Annotated in this window: 11 protein-coding genes and 1 pseudogene; 5 read left to right on the top strand and 7 right to left on the bottom strand. The window is 56.3% G+C overall.

Going from position 1 to position 18,757, the window contains the following annotated elements; translation table 11 throughout:
* Positions 1 to 117: 117 nt before the first annotated feature.
* Both IGS16_RS13975 and IGS16_RS13980 read right to left on the bottom strand, forming a co-directional pair.
* Positions 118 to 1,359, bottom strand: a complete 1,242-nt coding sequence (locus IGS16_RS13975) for a glycoside hydrolase family 10 protein (protein WP_297086398.1) — start codon at positions 1,357 to 1,359, stop codon at positions 118 to 120.
* A gap of 368 nt (positions 1,360 to 1,727) precedes the next feature.
* Positions 1,728 to 2,126 (bottom strand): response regulator, encoded by a 399-nt coding sequence (locus tag IGS16_RS13980; RefSeq protein WP_172358233.1) that lies wholly within the window; start codon positions 2,124 to 2,126, stop codon positions 1,728 to 1,730.
* Between the two features lie 360 nt (positions 2,127 to 2,486).
* On the opposite strand from IGS16_RS13980, the gene gyrA reads away from it, so the two are divergent.
* Both gyrA and IGS16_RS13990 read left to right on the top strand, forming a co-directional pair.
* Positions 2,487 to 5,012: a DNA gyrase subunit A gene (gyrA, locus tag IGS16_RS13985; RefSeq protein ID WP_297086400.1), complete on the top strand. Its 2,526-nt coding sequence runs from the start codon at positions 2,487 to 2,489 to the stop codon at positions 5,010 to 5,012.
* A gap of 722 nt (positions 5,013 to 5,734) precedes the next feature.
* Positions 5,735 to 8,725 (top strand): GAF domain-containing protein, encoded by a 2,991-nt coding sequence (locus IGS16_RS13990; RefSeq protein WP_297086402.1) that lies wholly within the window; start codon positions 5,735 to 5,737, stop codon positions 8,723 to 8,725.
* Positions 8,726 to 8,818: 93 nt separating this feature from the next.
* Here IGS16_RS13990 and IGS16_RS13995 read toward each other — a convergent pair whose 3' ends face one another.
* On the bottom strand, positions 8,819 to 9,601 hold the full coding sequence (locus IGS16_RS13995) for an ABC transporter ATP-binding protein (protein ID WP_297086895.1): 783 nt from the start codon (positions 9,599 to 9,601) through the stop codon (positions 8,819 to 8,821).
* Between the two features lie 670 nt (positions 9,602 to 10,271).
* Between IGS16_RS13995 and yvcK the strand changes: the two genes are divergently transcribed.
* Entirely contained in the window at positions 10,272 to 11,696 is a 1,425-nt protein-coding gene (gene yvcK / locus IGS16_RS14000) for a gluconeogenesis factor YvcK family protein (RefSeq protein WP_297086404.1), read from the top strand.
* Positions 11,697 to 11,708: 12 nt separating this feature from the next.
* Here yvcK and IGS16_RS14005 read toward each other — a convergent pair whose 3' ends face one another.
* Complete coding sequence (locus tag IGS16_RS14005) at positions 11,709 to 12,689, bottom strand: carbohydrate kinase (RefSeq protein WP_297086406.1); 981 nt, start codon at positions 12,687 to 12,689, stop codon at positions 11,709 to 11,711.
* Positions 12,690 to 12,693: 4 nt separating this feature from the next.
* The gene (locus tag IGS16_RS14010; RefSeq protein WP_297086408.1) at positions 12,694 to 13,161 is read right to left on the bottom strand and encodes a DUF4168 domain-containing protein; all 468 of its coding nucleotides are present in this window, start codon (positions 13,159 to 13,161) and stop codon (positions 12,694 to 12,696) included.
* Between the two features lie 161 nt (positions 13,162 to 13,322).
* Between IGS16_RS14010 and IGS16_RS14015 the strand changes: the two are divergent.
* Positions 13,323 to 13,571: pseudogene (locus tag IGS16_RS14015) on the top strand (LuxR C-terminal-related transcriptional regulator); the annotation flags it as partial.
* A 275-nt stretch (positions 13,572 to 13,846) separates the two neighbouring features.
* Positions 13,847 to 14,026, top strand: coding sequence for a hypothetical protein (locus IGS16_RS14020; protein ID WP_297086411.1), 180 nt, complete (start codon positions 13,847 to 13,849; stop codon positions 14,024 to 14,026).
* 956 nt (positions 14,027 to 14,982) lie between these two features.
* On the opposite strand, the gene IGS16_RS14025 is transcribed toward IGS16_RS14020, so the two are convergent.
* Together IGS16_RS14025 and IGS16_RS14030 are read right to left on the bottom strand one after the other, a co-directional pair.
* On the bottom strand, positions 14,983 to 16,029 hold the full coding sequence (locus IGS16_RS14025; RefSeq protein ID WP_297086413.1) for a pentapeptide repeat-containing protein: 1,047 nt from the start codon (positions 16,027 to 16,029) through the stop codon (positions 14,983 to 14,985).
* Positions 16,030 to 16,552: 523 nt separating this feature from the next.
* Positions 16,553 to 18,517: a caspase family protein gene (locus tag IGS16_RS14030; protein WP_297086415.1), complete on the bottom strand. Its 1,965-nt coding sequence runs from the start codon at positions 18,515 to 18,517 to the stop codon at positions 16,553 to 16,555.
* Positions 18,518 to 18,757: the final 240 nt, after the last annotated feature.

An 18,757-nucleotide genomic window follows, 5' to 3' on the forward strand; every position in this document is an offset into this window, starting at 1 on the left:
GAAGAACGAAGAGAGAAGAACGAAGAGAGAAGAACGAAGAGAGAAGAACGAAGAGTGTCCGTTTTTCGTTCTTCGTTTTTCGTTCTTCGTTCTTCATTTTTTCCGCCTCTCCCCCCATTACCCCACCCTCGGTCGCTGGGCTGGTCTGGGAAATAGCGTGCGGAGCGTGCGATCGCGCCCGTGTAGCGTTTCGTAGAAGAAGAACGACACGCCCGCAAAGCCCTGCTGCCGGACGGCATAAACCTGTTGGCGGATTACTTCTGGGCGGGCGGGACGATCTTTGAGTCCGGCTAGGATACCGATGGCGACAGGAATGTGGCTGCGGGCTTCGACAATTTCGGGGCGGCTGAGTTCGGCGGCAAAGCTAGTTACGTTATCTCGATAAATCTGGATAATTAGCTCCTCCACATAGCCGCGCCGCTCCCAGGTCTTCCAGTCTTGCAGATAGTGGCGATAGGCGTAGTCCTGGGTGTTGGGCGACAGGGCCACCAGGCAGTCGGGGCGGTAGGATTTCACGGTTTCAAACAGGCGCACCATCAGAGCAGAGATGCGATCGGCCCGCCAGCGTGTCCATTCAGCATCGTAGGGATTGGCGGGCGGCGACTGGCCCTGATGCTCCTGCTGATAGAGCCGGATGGTGTAGGGGTCATAGCCTAGTTCGGCGGGTAGCCCAAAGTGGTCGTCCAGTTGCAGCCCGTCGATTTCGTAATTGGCGGCGAGTTCGGCAATTAAGCTCAAGATGAATTCCTGCACCTGCGGATGGAATGGGTTCATCCAGACGCGGGGCCAGATCCCTTCCATAACCACCTGAGAGCCATCGCGCCGCTGCGTCAGCCAGTCGGGATGCCGTCGCGCCAGTTCTGAATCAGCCGGAGCCATAAAGCCAAACTCGAACCAGGGAACCACGGCCAGACCCAGGCGATGTCCCTGCTGCACGGCTTCAGCAAGCATATCGCGCTGTTGCAACCCGGAGTGGGGGTCTACCTGTCGCCCAATGACTCGCTCGGCAGTGGCGCTAGGATACAGCGTATAGCCCCAGTTCCAGACAGTGGGATAGATGCTGTTGAAATGCAGGCGCGAGAGGCGGCGGAGGCCATTGGAGAGGCGATCGCTCGAAAACAGCACATCGCTGTCGATATTGGTGAGCCATACGCCGCGCAGCTCCGTCGTGGGCAGCGCAGACTGCGCCATCCCGCTCAGCGGCAGGTGAAGCAGCATCGACAGCGCCAGACCCAGCGCGATTAGCCTGGTGCGCCAGGGGCGAAACGGATGCCGTTGAAAGGCAGTGAAAACGCCGGCAAGAAAGGCAGAAAAAGGAGTTTCTCGCCGGAAAGCAGAGTAGAACTGTCGAAATTTCACGATTTGTCGTGGAATTAACTTTTTTGATTGACTTTGCAGATAGATTTTAGGATTTCTCTACCCAGACAGAAGTTCCCGCGACCAGTTGCCCTTTCAGCGCAAACACAATCCAGGGAGTAATCAGACTGGCAATCTGAGCGATCCTCCGACCGCATCTGCTGCGGCCCGTTTCTCAGTTTCACCGCCGATCGCCAGGTCGGAGGGGGTTTGGGGGACGCGCTTCGTCCCCCAAGCGGGGGTTTGGGGGAAAGCTTCCCCCAAGGATTGCTGGCTCGGAAAGCGCTACCCGCCGCAGAACCCCGCCCCACAAAAAAGCCGCCTCTGCAAATGCGGAAGCGGCAAGTTCATACAAATGTACTAGAATCAAATTACTCTTGGGGCAGCAGCGACATGATTTGCTCAACAAACCGCTGGTGATCCACCACGGGCTTGGAGATATAGTCGTCGGCTCCGCTCTGCTTCAGGAAATTCTCGCGATCGCCCTCCATCGCATGAGCCGTAACCAGAATAATCGGCAAATCCGCCGTTTTGGGATCAGCCTTCAGCATTTGGGTAATCTTAATGCCGTCAACGGGCTTGCCCTGATAGACGCTGTGCGACAGCGACACATCCATCAAAATAATGTCCGCTGCTCGCGCCGTCGCAATTTCCATGACCTCATCCACATTCTCGGTGTGGCGAACCTCCAAGCCGCCCCGCTTGGTCAAAATCTTGGAAAAGACGCGAGCGTTAATTAAGTCGTCTTCAACAATTAGAACTGTCTTCATGCCAATTGCTCACTCTCTCCACTATTCACCCTTACTCAAAAGAATGAAACATTTCTAACCAAGACAGTTAGGCTACATGATGAAGAAATATAAAAGAGGAATAAACCTGAGCATAGCATTTCAAACCTGTCTCAAGGGCGATCGCCCCGTCCCTTGGCCCCTCTCCCCCTCTGTTAATTTATCGCTTACCGCAGCGGGTTGCCCGTCTGCCCCCCAAGCTCGTGCTCCACTTGCAGATTCTCAGCAATTCAGTAATGCTGCTGATAAATGCGAAATTAGCGCTATGGTTGGGTTTCGGGCATCGCTTACGCTCCTGTTCCCTCGCTCGTTTCACCTGCCTTTTAGTTCTTAAACACGCTCATGGCTAGACAGCTCAACCTCTCCGCCGGCCAAGTGGTGGCTACGGCGCTGCATACCGAAGTGCAGCAATCCTATCTGGAATACGCAATGAGCGTCATCGTGGGACGGGCGCTGCCAGATGTGCGCGACGGGCTAAAGCCGGTGCATCGCCGCATCCTCTACGCCATGCACGAACTGGGACTCACGCCCGATCGCCCCTTCCGCAAATGCGCCCGCGTCGTGGGCGACGTGCTGGGCAAATATCACCCCCACGGCGACCAGGCGGTGTACGACGCGCTGGTGCGGATGGTGCAGGATTTCTCCAGCCGCTACCCGCTACTGGGCGGCCACGGCAACTTTGGCTCGGTAGACGACGACCCGCCCGCCGCCATGCGCTACACCGAAACGCGCCTTGCCCCCATTAGCCATGAAGCACTGCTGACAGAAATTGGCGAAGCTACGGTCGATTTCATCCCCAACTTTGACAACTCGCAGCAGGAACCCGTCGTACTGCCGGCCCAGTTGCCAACGCTGCTGCTGAATGGGTCGTCCGGTATTGCCGTGGGCATGGCGACCAACATCCCGCCCCACAACCTGGGCGAAGTGGTGGACGGGCTGGTAGCGCTAATCGACAACCCCGACCTGCCCGATGAACAGCTTTTTGCACTGATTCCTGGCCCCGACTTTCCCACAGGCGGCGAAATCGTGGGCACGGAGGGAATCCGCGATGCCTATACCACTGGGCGCGGCAGCATCGCCATACGCGGCATTGCCCAGTTTGAAGAAATTCAGCCGGGCCGGGGTCGCCATCGCCGCACGGCCATTGTTGTAACAGAACTGCCCTTCCAGGTAAACAAAGCCGCCTGGATCGAGAAAATTGCCGATTTGGTGAACCAGACCCGGATCGAAGGCATTCAAGACATCCGCGATGAGAGCGATCGGGACGGGATGCGCGTGGTCATTGAACTGAAGCGCGAGGCCAACCCCCAGCGGGTGCTGAGCCAGCTTTACAAAATGACTCCCCTGCAAAGCAACTTTGGCGCAATTTTTCTGGCGCTGGCCGATGGACAGCCGCGCCAGATGCCGTTGCGGGAGCTATTGCAACAGTTCCTCGCCTTCCGTGAAGAAACCCTCACCCGCCAATATAGCTATGAGCTAAACAAAGCCGAGAGCCATATTCATATTCTGGAAGGGCTGCTGCGGGCGCTGGCCAATCTGGATCGGGTGATTGACATTTTGCGAAATGCGCCCGATGGCGGTGCGGCCAAGGTTCAGTTTCGAGAAGAGTTCGACTTTAGCGATCGCCAGTGTGATGCCATCCTCTCCATGCCGCTGCGTCGCCTCACCGGGCTAGAACAGCAAAAACTCCAGACCGAATACGACGAAACCGCCGCCCGAATGCAGGAACTCCGCACCTTGCTCAGCAACCGTCGGGAACTGCTGAAATCTCTGAAAAAAGACCTGCGGGCCCTCAAGAAGAAGTTTGCTGACCCGCGCCGCACCCGCCTGCAAACGGAAACCGAGCGGCTCGAAGAAGCCGAAACTCTTGCAGACATTGCCGAAGAGGTGATCGAAGAGGAAGTCGTGCTGGAGTTTACCCAGCGGGGCTATGTGCGCCGCTCCACACCCAAAGCCTTTGAGCGGCAGCAGGCTAAGCAAGAAGACATTCCGCCCAAAACATTGATCGAAAGCGAAGACCCCGCCCTACAAACCGAATCGGCACTGACCACGCAGGAGCTACTCGTCCTCACCCGCAGCGGCAAAGCCTATACGCTGAGGGTTGGTGATATTCCACCGACCTCGCGCCAGTCGCGGGGAACGCCCCTGGTGACGCTGCTGCCACCAGGAGCACAGACCGGAGAGGATGCGATCGTGGCGCAGTTTGTGCTGGCTCCAGAGTTTTTGGAAAGCCTAGATTTGGTGATGCTGACGGCTCAGGGGCGGATCAAGCGGGTGCCGCTGGCAGAGTTTACCAACTTGACGGGGCGGGGGCTGACGGCCCTGAAGCTGAAAGACGGCGACACGCTGCAAATCGCGCTGCTGGCGGCTGAGGGTGAACAACTTGTCCTAGCAACAGCAGGCGGACGGATGCTGCGGTTTGAAATCAACGAAGACCAGCTTCCGGTGCAAAGCCGCACGGCACAAGGCTTGCAGGCCATTCGCTTGGGCAAGCAGGAAACCCTGGCGGGCTGCGTTGCGCTGACGGCAGACGACGAGATTCTGCTGATTTCGCGCCAGGGCATGGGCAAGCGACTGCCCGTGCGGAGCCTGCGTCTGGCGAATCGGGGTGACTTGGGTCAGGCGCTCCAGTTCGTGGCCAAGACGGATGCGGTGGTGGGGCTAGTGCCGGCCTACGACGGGACGATGGTGACCGTGCTGACCAGTGGCGATCGCCTCGCCCGCCTTCCCGCCGAGTCCTTCCCCAGTGGCGCGACAAGCGGCGAAAAGCTGCTCAAGCTGACCAAAACTGAACACATCACAACGCTCATTCCTGCCCTCTTGCCTACCGAAGACGCGCCTGAAGAGGCTTATCAGGATCGGGAGTAATCTCAAACCCTCTTGAATTCCAACTGTACTTGTCTACAGCGAGGGTTCAATTTGGTATTTCTATGTCGAGAGTGTAATCGTAGAAACACCCAATTACAGCGGGCGATCGCCCTCGTTTCCAAGAAAGTTCTCTAATTTTGTCGATGGCCTGTAAAGTGCTGCTTCTTACAGTAGAAGACTCAAACCTTTCAATTCACCCAATATATCGGTTCACTCAATCCGTTCCCTGAATGTTTTCTCCCAACCAATCGCAAATAAGGGTCTTGTTCCCAGCGCTAGTTTTTGATAGCTGCTCGGTCGAGACAGACAGCCCCAAAATGACGGTCGAAGCGGTTCAAGAGGAACCTTCACCCAACATCCACTCGGTAACGTTTGCAGATATAATTCGATTTCCGAATGGCTCAGGGTGAAATGTTCTGGGTGTATCCCAACTTTTATAACCCTCACCCTAAATCCCTCTCCCAAAGCGGGAGAGGGACTTCCAATCCGGCTCCCCTTCTCCTTTTTTGGGGAGAAGGGGCTGGGGGATGAAGGCAAACTTGCATATCTGGGATGCGCCCAATATTCTTGCTACCGTGCCATCAGGCGCTCCGGCATCACGGCAACTAAGTCTAGCTGCTCCGAGTTTTTCTATTTTCAATTACTAAGCAGGCGACGATTTGCCATCCTTGGTTGGCACCGATTGCTGCATTCATAACATCAGCCATAGTTTGACTAGGGACATGAACCCTGAACAGTCTCCTCCGCCTCCAGAGTATGGCGACGCTGTTACGGGTTTTCCCATCCGTCCGTCCATCTACGATGAGCGCATCGGAAACCCAGCCGCCAGACCACTCACCGAGCTTGAAACGAACCCAGTCTTTCAAGCGCTCTTCAGGCTGTCTTTTGACGCAATGCTAGCGTTTGACGATGCGGGCTATTGTCGAGCTGCCAACTCAGCCGCCAGCAATCTTCTAGAATTGCCAGTGGATGTGCTGTGTCAGCGGCGACTCCAGGATTTTGTGCCGCTAGAGTGCCAGTCCGAGGCTGCTTGGGCCCAATTTCTGCGCGATCGCCAGCAGTCTGGGCAAACGCTGATTTCGACAGCCGACGGACGCTTGCGACGGGTTGCCTATCGGGCGATCGCCGCCTGCCCTGCGCCAGATTTACACTTGGCAATTTTGCGAGATTTGGGCGAGGCAAATGACTCTGAAAATGACCCTGAAAAAGAGGACGAAACCCTGGAGGGGCGATCGCTGGCTGACATGCAGCAGACCCTCGCAACCGAACAGCACGCGATTGAGCGAGAGCGCTTCATCACCCGACTAGCACAAACCATCCGCCAGTCGCTCGATTTGCAGACCATGCTCCACGCCACAGTGGAACAGGTGCGACACTTCCTCACGGTAGATCGGGTGCTGATCTACCAGTTTCAGCCCGACTGGAGCGGCAAAGTCGTCGCCGAGTCGGTCGCCCGCGAATCCCTGTCGCTGCTCGATCGAGTCATCGAAGATCCCTGCTTCGCAGCATCCTTGTCCCTCCCCGACTCGCATCCCTACGTGAGTGGCCGCATCCATCGCGTCAACGATGTGCAGCGTGATGATCTGTCGGACTGCTATCGAGAGATGTTGACCCAGCTTCAGGTGCGGGCAGTGCTGATCATTCCCATCGTCGTGAAAGATCGGCTATGGGGACTGTTGGTGTCTCACCATTGCACCGCGCCGCACCAGTGGGATGCCCTCAGCGAAGACCTGCTGCAACAGCTCAGCACCCAACTGGCGATTGGCATTTCCCAGGCCGAACTGTATCGACAAACCCAACAGCAAGCCCAAAAGGAACAGCTAGTAAACCAGCTTGTCCAATCTGTTCGCAATTCTCTGGATTTGCAAACGGTTTTCGCCAACGCCACGACTGCGATCGGCGAAATGCTGAGGCTCGACCGGGCGGAACTGGTGCGCTATCAGCCTACGCAAGGCTGCTGGATGAATGTGTGCAGCTATCGCAACCGCCCAGAATTGCCTGATGCTTATGGACTGATCATTCCCGATGAGGGCAATCCATTGGCATCTGGGCTAAAACAACTCCAGGTGATGCACGTTGGCAGCTTAGCGGACCAATCCGACCCGATTAATCAGTCCTACGCGGCTGATTTTCCAGGAGTTTGGATGCTAGTGCCGATTCCCCGAATGGGCTTGGCCGAAACGGAGACGGCTGAGGGGCGGGTGTGGGGGGCGCTGTCGCTGAACTATCAGCAGCCTTCGCGGCAGTGGCAAAGTTGGGAGTTGGAAACGGTTCAGGCGGTGGTCGATCAATTGGCGATCGCCATTCAGCAGGCGGGTCTGTATCAGTCAGTGCAGCGACTGAATGATGACCTGGAGCATCAGGTCGCGCACCGCACTGCTCAATTGCAGCAGGCGCTAGAGTTTGAGGCACTGCTAAAGCGAATTACTGACAAAGTGCGCGACAGCCTGGACGAAGCCCAGATTTTGCAGGGCGTGGTGGAGGAGGTTGGGCGCGGATTGCCCGATATCTTGTGTTGCCGGACTGCGACCTACAGCCCTGACCTGCAAAGCAGCGTTATCGGCCATGAGTACACGACCTGGCTGCCCAACGCCGAGGGGCAGGTCGTGCGGTTTGCCGACAAGCCAGACCTGTATCGACAACTGCTGGCGGGGCTGCCTTTTCAGTTTTGCCAAATGGCTCCTGATCCCGTGCCCCAGATGCAAGAATCTCTGGCGGTTCTAGCATTTCCGGTGTTTGACGACCAGGGGATTTTGGGCGATATCTGGCTATTTCGAGAGCGCCAGCAGTGGTTTAATGAAGCGGAGATTCGTCTGGTGCAGCAGGTCGCAACGCAATGTGCGATCGCCATCCGGCAGGCCCGACTTTATTACACATCGCTGTCTCAGGTCGAAGAGCTAGAGCGGCTCAATCGCCTTAAGGACGACTTTCTCAGCACGGTGTCCCATGAGCTACGCACACCCATAGCGGGCATCAAGATGTCGATTCAGCTTTTGGAAATTCACCTGAATCGGCTGGGCATTTTGGGCGATCGCAGCAACCCCATTACGCGCTATTTCCAAATCTTGCAAGACGAGTGCCAGCGCGAATCAGACCTGATCAATAACCTGCTCGACCTGTCGCATCTCGATGCCGAGGTCGATCCGCTGCTGCCTAGCGAAGTCCGCCTCGATCTCTGGGTGCCGCACATCGCCGAAGCGTTCATTGAACAGATCCGCGACAATCAGCAGCAGTTGTTTATCAACGTTGCAGCAAACCTGCCCCCGCTCATCACCGACTCGTCCTACCTAGAGCGCATCTTGACGGAGCTGCTGACCAACGCCTGCAAGTATACGCCCGCTGGAGAGCGCATCACCGTCGAAGCCAGACCGTGGAACCGACCGCGCAACCACCAACAGAGTAGCCAATCTTTCACCGACCCAACCGAGCCAACCTACCCCAACGCGCCGACCCTCTTCCAAATCTGCGTTACCAACACAGGGGTTGAAATCCCTGAAGCAGAGCACGATCGCATTTTTGAGCGGTTTTATCGCATTCCCAGCAACGATCCCTGGCGCTATGGCGGCACGGGGCTGGGGCTGGCGCTGGTCAAGCGGCTGGTGGAACGACTGGGCGGGGCGATCGCCGTTGAAAGCAGCCACACCGAAGACAGCCGGGGAGAAACCTGCTTTACTGTTACGCTGCCCAGCTTGGAGATGCCACCGGAGGAGTAATGCAGTGACAAATTGATCAGTGACAAATTGATACAGAAGGGGGAGACACTTGCGGATCATGGCTCCTCCTTCGCCTCGTACCCCATTGCCGGATTACCCAACCACTCGTATGGGCCCTTCCACGCTGCCCGTAAAAAACTGCCGCATGGCTGGATTGTCCGTCGTGTCGATCTCCTCCACTCGCCCTTCCCACTGCACTTTGCCCTGGTGCAAAAAAACAATGCGGTCGGCGGTGCGGCGAATGGTGCTGTGCTGATGGGTCACAATGGCGTAGGTAGTGCAGCCATCCTCGGTGCATTGCAGCTTGCGGATCAGGTCTTCGATCACCGTAGAGGCGATTGGGTCTAGCCCAGCGGTTGGCTCATCATAGAGCAGCAGTTCGGGGTTGTCTGCCGGATTATCGGGGTTTTTTAGAATAGCGCGGGCAAAGCTGACCCGCTGGCGCATCCCGCCAGAGAGTTCCGACGGATAGCGATCGCCCGTTCCTGGCAACCCCACCATTTCCAACACCCGCTCTACCTGCTGACGAATTTGCTGACGTGGCAATCGAGAATGCTGATACAGCAAAAAGCCAACGTTTTCATCCACCGTCAGCGAATCGAACAGCGCCGCCCGCTGAAACACCATACCCACGCCGAAGGGATCTTTGCCCTCGTCTACTAGCCCCATGCGGCGTTGCCCTTTCAGATAGATTTCGCCTGCATCCGGCGCGATCAACCCCGCAATCAGGCGAAGGATGGTTGATTTTCCAGTACCCGATGGGCCGATGATGCCCACTGCCTCATTGGGGTAAATGGCCAGATCCACTTCGTCCAGCACGACGCGATCGCCAAAGGACTTGCTCACTCCGCGCAACTCAATCAACGGTTCGCCCATGCTTTGCGCCTGTGTGCCTGCTTCCAGTGTTCCTTCCCCCTGGGTGCTTGCTTCCAGTGTGCCTTCCCCTGGTGTAACTGCTTCCAGTGTGCCTTCTTTTTGTATCCGCACGTTCGCTTCGTACATATATCCCGCCGACTAGCATCCTACCAACTGGCATCCCTCCGGCTACCCAAATGATAAGTCCAGTCTCGCAAACCCGCAGCGATTGCAGCGTGAAAGGGTTCACCCGCCCCAGGCAAGCGAAAGCCAGCTTTCTTAAAAAATAAACCGTGGATTCAATCGGGATAGGCTAATATCCTTGCAGCGGAAGTAGACCCAATTCAACCCTGAACGACAGTGGCATAAGTAGGAAAGTGCAATCAATGGGAAGCTTCCAAAACTTCATCACGAATTCATCAAGACTTTACACGAGCGCACCCCACAGCCCTGAAATGTCAGGATAGTTAACGAAATACTGACTTCGCTGACCCCGTCAGAGGATTGAATTTAATCCGTTCTTAATCATTCTTCTATTCCGTTACAGCGTCATCTAGTTATAGCTTCACCTGTGAAATACCACGAGGCTAGAACGTTATCAGAGCGTGATAGGTTTTGCAAAACCCAGGTCGATTTTCAGAGTATAAACTGATACGCAGCGTTGCCGCCCTTTTGCCCCAGACAGGTCACCATGTCAAACGGACTCTTAAAGCACGCCCTCCAAGCCATCAAGCCTGAGCCGCGCCTCCGCCGGGCCAACCTATCCAAAAAGCCCGCGCCCAAAGCGGCAAACCGCCATCGCACGCCCCATCGGGTGAATCAATGGTTTAAATGGCTATCGCCGGGGCTATCGGTCAAGCGGTGGCTGTTTATCACCATTGGGGGCTGTCTGCTGTTGCTGCTGGGGATTGCAATTTGGTCGCGGCAAACGCCAATCTTTCGCCTGGGGCAGCTCATTGGGGATGTGCTGGAAGTCATCACGCGCATCGTGCCGAACTACATTAGTGGGCCACTGGTAATGCTGGCAGGTCTGCTGCTGGTGTTTTGGGGGCAGACGCGCAGCTTGGGGTCGATTACTGAAGTGCTGATGCCGGGAGAAGAGGAGGAACTCGTCGATCGGCTGATGGCCCATCGCCGTCTAAATCGGGGCCCGCGAATTGTGGTGCTGGGCGGCGGCACGGGTCTGTCTACGCTGCTGCGGGGGCTGAAACACTATAGCGCCAATATTACGGCGATTGTGACGGTGGCGGATGATGGCGGGTCGTCGGGGCGGCTGCGGCGCGAGATTGGCGTGTTGCCGCCGGGAGATATCCGCAACTGTCTGGCGGCGCTGGCGGATGAAGAAAAGCTGCTGACGGAGCTATTCAAATATCGCTTTCAGGCGGGCGATGGGCTGGTAGGTCACAGCTTCGGCAATTTATTTTTGACAGCGATGAGCGAGGTGGCGGGGGATTTGGAGCAGGCGATCGCCGCTAGTTCCAAAGTCCTTGCCGTGCGGGGGCAGGTGTTGCCTGCAACCCTGAGCGACGTGCGCCTCTGGGCTGATTTGGAAGACGGCCGCCACATCGAGGGCGAATCAAACATTACCGAAGCCCAGGGCAAAATTGTGCGAATTGGCTGCACGCCCGCCAATCCGCCTGCCTTGCCCCGCGCCCTGGCAGCTATTGAGGAAGCCGATTACATCATCATCGGCCCCGGCAGCTTGTACACCAGCATTATTCCCAATCTGCTGGTGCCAGAAATCGTAGAGGCGATCGCCCAGCGTCAGGTGCCCCGGATTTATGTCTGCAATGTTATGACCCAACCTGGCGAAACCGATGGCTATGCGGTGTCCGACCATATCCGCGCCATCGACCAGGTGACCCCGGGCAAGCGCCTGTTTGACGCAGTTCTGGTGCAAAAGAAAATGCCCTCTGCCCACTCGCTCATCCGCTACGCCCAGGAAGGCTCAAACCCGGTTTACTTTGACCGAGAAGGCGTGATGCAAACGGGTCGCCGTGTCGTCATCGCCAACGTCATCGACGAAGAAGTCGAGACGGGCCTAGTGCGCCACGACAGCGATCGCCTCGCCCGCATCCTGCTGCGCTGGTATAGCCGCGTGGCCGGGATTCGGTAGCGGAGTCACCCTCTAGCCCTGCTGCTGCATATACAAGAACGCCCCCACTTCTGCGGGACTGGGCTGAGCGGCGATCGCTCCAGGTCGAGTCGTCGTGAGTCCGCCCACCGCTGAGGCATAGGTCACGATTTGCCGGGCCAACTCAGGATTGGCCAGGGCCGCGATTCCCTGCTGGCAAATTTGGTGCAAAAACCCAGCGACGAAGGCATCGCCTGCGCCCGTCGTGTCTTCCACTTCGACCGGGAAGGCCGGAACGCGCCCGTCGTTACCGCTGAGGCAATAGGCACAGCCCTTGTCGCCATCGGTAATCAGCACCCCTTCCAAATTATCCAGGCGATGGGCAATGATGGCGGGGTCGCGGGTTTCAAACAGCCAGTCGGCTTCTTCGGCGGAGAGCTTTAGAAAATCGACTCGCTTGATCAAAGCATGAATCGGCTGCCGAGCCGATTCGGGATCGGCCCAAAACACGGGCCGCCAGTTGACATCCACCAAAATTTTGACAAAGTGCTGCTCCGCCAATTCCAAAGCGCGGGCGATCGCCCCAGCCGACTCTGGATAGGCCAACTCCAGCGTACCCAGCACCAAAAAATCGGCATTGGCAAACAGGTCTTCGGGCAAAGCATCGGCTTGCAGGCGCGTGTCGGCAAAGGCATCGGAGGGCCGCCCGCCAAATCCGGCAAAATGGCGATCGCCCGCCTCATCCCGCACCACATACACGCCCCGCGTCGGCGCAGTGTCGTGTCGCTGGATGCCCGTTCCACCTACCCCCGACTCTAGCAGCAGCTTCACCAGTGCGTCGCCCGCTTCATCATTGCCGACACAACCCACAAAGCCAGACGGCGTACCCAGCTTTGCCAAAGCGCAAGCCACATTCGCGGGCGCACCGCCCGGATACGCCGTCCAAGACATCACCTGCTCCATTGGTTTCCCGGGCTGATCGGCTAGATAATCCAGCAACACCTCACCCAAACAAAGCACACGCGGCTGTGTCATCTTGCTAATCCATCATTTCCTGTAGTTGAGCAACCATCCGTTCCCGAAACTCCAAGTCGGTATTTGCCAGCCCCAACAATTGCAGATATTCTCGCTGGGTCAGCCCTGCCGCCTCGATCAGGCGCAGCGCCTCCAATTCCACCTCTTGCTGCACCCGTTGGGATTCTAGCTGAGTTTCCGCAGCCTGTAGCTCGCCCTCGCGGCTTTCCACGAGTTTCAGCACCTTGAGATAGGCTTGCACAAACTGGTGAACCTTCTCAGTAGCAATATCTTCTGCGCTCAGGCTAGTCGGCGGCAGGGGTTGGTCAATGGGCGCAGGCGTTCCTGCTTGGGGCGCAAGATCGGCCGCATTCCCCGCCGCCGCACCCATCAGCAGCAGGCCAACTAGGCAGCCCAGCAGCAGTGCGACGAGCGATCGCCCTCTCCTTCCAGCCTGCTTTTGCCAACCGGTTCTACAGTGCAATCTCAGCATCGGTCAAATTTTACCCTCTTCAGAATAGCCCAGCCCTCCGGTCTGCGCTGACCAATCGGACTGCCAAATCTCGATTCACAGATAGATTTAACAACAGTTTTGCAAAACAACCGCCTAAAATTGAAGTATCGAGTAGGTACATATACGTGACAGGGCAGACTATGGGGGTTGACGAGTCTCAAAACTCTAGTTCTCTTTCCGACCGGGAACTGCAAATTGTTGAACTAGTGGCAGCGGGCTTAACCAACCAAGAGATTGCCGAGAAGCTAGAGATTAGCAAGCGCACAGTCGATAACCACATCAGCAATATCCTGACTAAAACTGCAACGGGCAACCGGGTCGCACTGGTGCGCTGGGCGTTGCAATGGGGAAAGGTCTGTCTGGATGAGGTGAACTGCTGCGTGCTGCCCACGGCTGGGGCAATTCCTAAAGTGTCTAGTCCCCTGCCTGATGCAAAACCTCAGACCGAAGCGTCCGACTCTGGGGAAATCGTAACGGAAGCGGTGGATAACATGGTTTCGGAAACAGGGGCTGACTCGGTTAATGCTGACCGAGTGGATGCTTCAGTGAATGAGGTTGTTGATCGGGTGAACGAAGTAGCGCTATGAAGCGGCAAATCTGCTTGCCTCAACTCCCGCTTGCGGTTTACCGAGAGGTAGCCGCTCATCTGCGTCAGGTTCCTGGCGTGTCAGTTGGCCTACTGCCCCAAGCATCCACTGAGTTTGACTATCGGCAAAGCCAGGTGGGTGGTTTGGAAATTGATGACGAGGAGGCGACCGTTGCCGCACAGCAGCAGGTTGAGCGAATTTTGCAATATTACGGCGATCGCTTTGGGGCTTGGCAGGCGATCGCCCCTACCTTCTAAGGCGCTCAATCCAGCTTGAATATCCAGCAAAAAGGGCGACCTCCAATCGAGAGAGTCGCCCTTTTCATTCATGTCATTACAGTTCCACTTACGCAAAAGCCCTAAGTGATCAGGCATTACAGACGAAACGACAGAGAAACACAGAAAAACACAACAGGGAAACGAGTGTATAAATCAGAGAGCCAATCGATACGCAGTGTATCTATCGACACTCTGCGTAGATAGCTTCACAGGGCGGGTTTTTAACCTGCAAGTCTTGCAGATAGGACACGTTTTCGCTAGCAAAAAATGAGGTGAGAGAAGTCAGCAGAACAGCGGTAAGCGTAATGATATCCATAGTTTCCTGGTAGATGCGTCCGTGATTCAGTCGTGACTCAATAGTGGCTTATAACAAGGGGCTTCTCAATCAGGGCATTTAACTAACAGCAAACCGAGGTAGTTGAAAATACCAGTAATTCCACTAAGATCTGTATAAAAATGATTCAGCAAGCATCCTTATGTTAATTTTTTTACAGCACGTCGCGGGAAACACACTAGTCTTAAAAGTTTGAATCGGCGGTCAATCAAAGTTTGAATAGGGTCTTAGATAGTAATGTCCCCAGACCAGTGCAAGACTCGCGCAGGATTTTAAAGATTTCATCGTTCGTACATCGTTCATGCATTCAGGGTTTACGTCAGGTTCATCCTGAGATTGCTTACCTAAATTCGCTTCGTCGCCCAAAGCATACCGCCAAAGCATGATTTATTTGTGCAGGTTTTATACAAGTTTTAGAAAGATGAGAGACCTTGGCGATCGCCCACGAAATATCTGGATGGTTCGGCAGTCTCTGGTCAGGCTGCACACCTCTGCAAACCAGTCTCTCCCTTCCATTTCACCACTCAGACGACTTTCAGTACAGAGAGGCTGCCTTTTAGTTTCTAGCGAAATAGCCTGAAGCTGCACCTCCTAAACGCCACTATGGATGAATTTGTCCGTCGGGCATCGTCGCCCCGCTCAAGTTTGCCCCATCCAACTGAGCTTCCCAAAGGTTTGAGTGTCGCAGGTTTGCCTGCCGCAAATCGGCCCCACACAAGTTGGCATGGCTTAGATTCGCCATGCTCAAGTCAGCCCGAAACAGACTTGTGTTCGATAAATCTGCCTCGTTGAGCGCGGCTTCGCGCAGGTCGGCTTCCGTCAAGACGCTCGCCCTCAGGTCTGCGGTGTAAAGATTTGCGCCAATTAGATTCGTGCCAATCAGAATAGAGTCGCCCAGGCTCGCATGGCTCAGGTTCGCCATGCATAGGTTCGACATGCTGAGGTTTGCCCGCGTCAAATTAGCCTGATACAGGGTTGCACCCACGAGGTTTGCCAGGCAAATGATGGACATACCAAGGTTTGCCTGTCGCAAATCGGCTTCGCGTAGGTTGGCTTGGCTTAGCGTAGCCTCGCGCAGATCGGCCTGACTCAGGTTCGCCCCGTAGAGATTGCTGTGGGAGAGATTAGCAGTATATAGCCGTGCGCCCCGCAAATCAGCCCGGCTCAGGTCGGCTTCGCGCAAGTTAGACAGACATAAATCTGCCTGATTCAGCGAGGCATGGCTTAGATTTGCGCCCTGTAGGAGGGCTTCGCGCAGATTTGCCCGTCGCAGGTCTGCGGTACACAGAGTTGCGGTGCAAAGGCTGGCCAGCGAGAGGTTGGCGCTACTCAGATTGGCTTCTCGCAGGTCGGCACCAATTAAGTTGGCTTCGCTCAGGTTGGCTTCGCGCAGATCAGTTGTGTAGAGAATTGCCTCGCGTAGGTCTGCCCGACTCAGATCGGCCTGCTGCAAACTCGCCATGCAGAAATCGGCTCGACTCAAGATGCCCTCTCGCAAATCAGCCTGGTTGAGGGTGACTTCGCGCAAGTTGGCCTGGTTGAGTGCAGCGTGGCTGAGGTTCGGATGAATTTCAGCATGGGTTTCGCGCCATTGGTTCCAGGCGTTTGCGCCCTGTTTCAGCAGAGCTAGATGTTCATGATTTGCCATGAGTGGTGCATCTCTTTTGCAAACTGCCAGAACGCGAAACTGGAGACAGGACGGCGCGGATGTCTTTGGCGAAATCTCAGGCTGGTCAGCAGGAGGACTTTCAGGCGGTTCCTGGGTTGAAGATGGTTGCGCCAAGGGGGGAATTTCAGAAGATTTCCATATAATTCCAAGATAAAAGTGGCACTAATTCAGGTGAAGCCAAACCGAGAAATTACGGAGGAATGATGCTGGAATTGCGGAAGGTCTGAAAAAGGTTTGTAAAAGGTTTGAAAGGAACCTGCAAGCCTCTCGCCATCTGCTTGCAGGGGGCTTGCAAAGACTCTGTATGGCAATGGTAACGAGCGATCGCCCTGATCCCTAGCAGAAGCGAGAATTCTGCTCTGGGGCGCGATCGAACCCAAATTACATAGAAACGTAACGAAAAAGAGACTGAGAAATCCGTGCTTTGGGGCTTGAGTACTGTCAGTATTCCCAAAACAGGTCAAAAATCTCTCAGCCCCAGCGTAAGCCGTTGCAACGTTAGTTAGAATGCCAGCGGTTGGTCTTGTGGCACAGCACCAATGCCAGCAGCGAGCTGATTTTGCCAGGTGGCGATCGCCCCTTGCGCCGCGTCGTAGGCAGCCGTACCGGGCGGCACCAGCTGAGCCACCTGCACCGCCTGGGCCAGGGCACCCGACTGGGCGTGAACATTCGCCAAATTCAAAATTTGCTGACTCCATCCGGCGATCGCCTGCTGAGCCGCTTGATAGGTATTGGCGCGATCGCTGGGTACGAGCTGGGCAGCGGCGATCGCCGCCCGATAGTTGTTGGCTGCCAGCCACAGGTCGCCTCCGTTGCGCTGCATGGCTCGACCCGAAGCCATATCCAAAATCACCTGACTCCAGCGATCAATCGCCTGCTGCGCGTCTTTATACAACGGCTGATCGGGACGAATTTGCCGCAACAGTCGAATTGCCTCTGAAAGTTCCGACACCTGATTGCTCGACGATTCGGCCCGCACCTTGGTCAGAGTTGCCATCGCCGCATTCATGATGTCGCGATCTGACAGGGGCGGTGCAGGCTCGCTCACAGGGCGGGTATCCGGCACAGACGGTACAGGAGATTGAGCAGGGAGGTTCAGCGAATTGGCTGCTGGGTTTGCCACCGGAAACGGAGTGGGCAGCGGTGCAGGCGACGGGGCGGTGGAAGTAATCGAGTTGGCGGCAGGGTTTGGCAGCGAGGTTCCAGCAGGCGAGGCAACCACACCCGGACTGGACTGCACGGCAATGGTCTGGCCGTCGGAGGGCGATCGCAAGACCATGCCCACATTTCGCACAATCACTGCCGCCATCAACAGCGACAAAAGCCCGCTCCCCCAGCGCACCAGTTGCCACCAGGAGCGATCTTCAGACGCATCAGAGGCGATCGCCACTGGCGTACGGTGGGGTGGGGGTGGGGGTGGCGCAGGGAGTGATGAGGACGGCGGGAGCGGTGTGTCTGCTGGCTCACGACGGAGTTCCGCCTCCGACACAACCGGAATCGGAGGCGGAGATGGCGTAACTCGCTCGACCGGGTGATCCTGCCGAATTGCAGGGGTTTGCAAGCTGGGATTTTGCGGGCTGGAGTGTCGCCAGTCGGGGTGGGATTCAGGACTCTGGGAGGGCTGCCACGCCGACCCTGCCCGACGAGGCGGTTCATCCCGATGAGGAACGGGCTGCAACCGATCCGGAGCGTCCACAGGCGCAAAAGATGGCAGAGCGGGCGATAGAGTCTCCTTTCCGGGCACGATTAGCTGATAGCGCAGGCTATCTGGAATGATGGCCAAAGGCTCTTGGCGGGGTCGCCAGTGATGGTCGCTTAGCTCTGGCAGGCGCGTTTGCAAAAACTGCACCAGATGCTCCAGCGTGACGCAGCCCGGACGCTTTAGCCCCTCCAGCACCGCAGCCGTAAACAATCCGTGACGCAAGGCAATGGTTTCATGGGAAAGCTGGTTTGGACGACAGGACAGCAGCGTGGGAATGCCATACTGCTCGGCCAGGGCTGCGGTATGGGTGCCCGCGCTGACCCCCGACAGCACGCCCTGGCTCCGGTTCATGTCCAGCAGCACGAGCAGGTTTTTCGTCGGCGCTGCCTGCAACAAGGAATAGAGAAATTCGACCGAAAGCCCCGTCTGGGCAGGCTGGGTGGGGTCGCTATCTTGAGGCATTAAATAGTCTTTGCCTTGATAGTGCATCCCATAGCCGCTGAAAAATAGCCAGAGGCAATCGTTTGGCTTGAGCCGCTGACACACCTGGGCGATCGCTGTTTGGATACCGGCGCGGTCGGGGGTGGTGGCTCCCCAGGCGGCCGGGGGCGAGTTATCGGTCAACCGCACGCAAGAGTCGGGCAGAAACCCTGCGTCGTTAATCAAACTTTGAATCAAGGACTGGGCATCCCGCTCGGCATAGACGAGGGGCTGCAACTGCGGATACTGATTAATGCCGATGGCGATCGCCCAGTAGTTTGTCATCGTTTCAGACACCCCAAGCAGTTTCCCGAAAAAGGACTTTCAGCTTCCAACTGCACCTAAGACGCTACTCAAGGGAAGTTGCCAAGCTCAGCATAAACTCCGACCTCATAATCCAGCCCCAAAGCCTCAGAAATCTGAGAAATCGAGGCCTGACCCAGTCTCCAAAGCGCCAGTTGAATCCCGCTTTTAGACTCAGATCATATCTATCCTTCTTCTAAGATGCCCAAAAAATTGAAAAGT

Origin of the sequence: Thermoleptolyngbya sp. C42_A2020_037 (assembly GCF_015272455.1) — a bacterium.
Taxonomy (GTDB): domain Bacteria; phylum Cyanobacteriota; class Cyanobacteriia; order Elainellales; family Elainellaceae; genus Thermoleptolyngbya.

Coding starts and splice junctions, on each gene's coding strand:
- gyrA (WP_297086400.1), top strand. CDS start 2,487: ATGGCTAGACAGCTCAACCTCTCCGCCGGCCAAGTGGTGGCTACGGCG.
- IGS16_RS14005 (WP_297086406.1), bottom strand. CDS start 12,689: ATGACACAGCCGCGTGTGCTTTGTTTGGGTGAGGTGTTGCTGGATTAT.
- yvcK (WP_297086404.1), top strand. CDS start 10,272: ATGTCAAACGGACTCTTAAAGCACGCCCTCCAAGCCATCAAGCCTGAG.
- IGS16_RS14010 (WP_297086408.1), bottom strand. CDS start 13,161: ATGCTGAGATTGCACTGTAGAACCGGTTGGCAAAAGCAGGCTGGAAGG.
- IGS16_RS13990 (WP_297086402.1), top strand. CDS start 5,735: ATGAACCCTGAACAGTCTCCTCCGCCTCCAGAGTATGGCGACGCTGTT.
- IGS16_RS14030 (WP_297086415.1), bottom strand. CDS start 18,517: ATGACAAACTACTGGGCGATCGCCATCGGCATTAATCAGTATCCGCAG.
- IGS16_RS14025 (WP_297086413.1), bottom strand. CDS start 16,029: ATGGCAAATCATGAACATCTAGCTCTGCTGAAACAGGGCGCAAACGCC.
- IGS16_RS13980 (WP_172358233.1), bottom strand. CDS start 2,126: ATGAAGACAGTTCTAATTGTTGAAGACGACTTAATTAACGCTCGCGTC.
- IGS16_RS13995 (WP_297086895.1), bottom strand. CDS start 9,601: ATGGGCGAACCGTTGATTGAGTTGCGCGGAGTGAGCAAGTCCTTTGGC.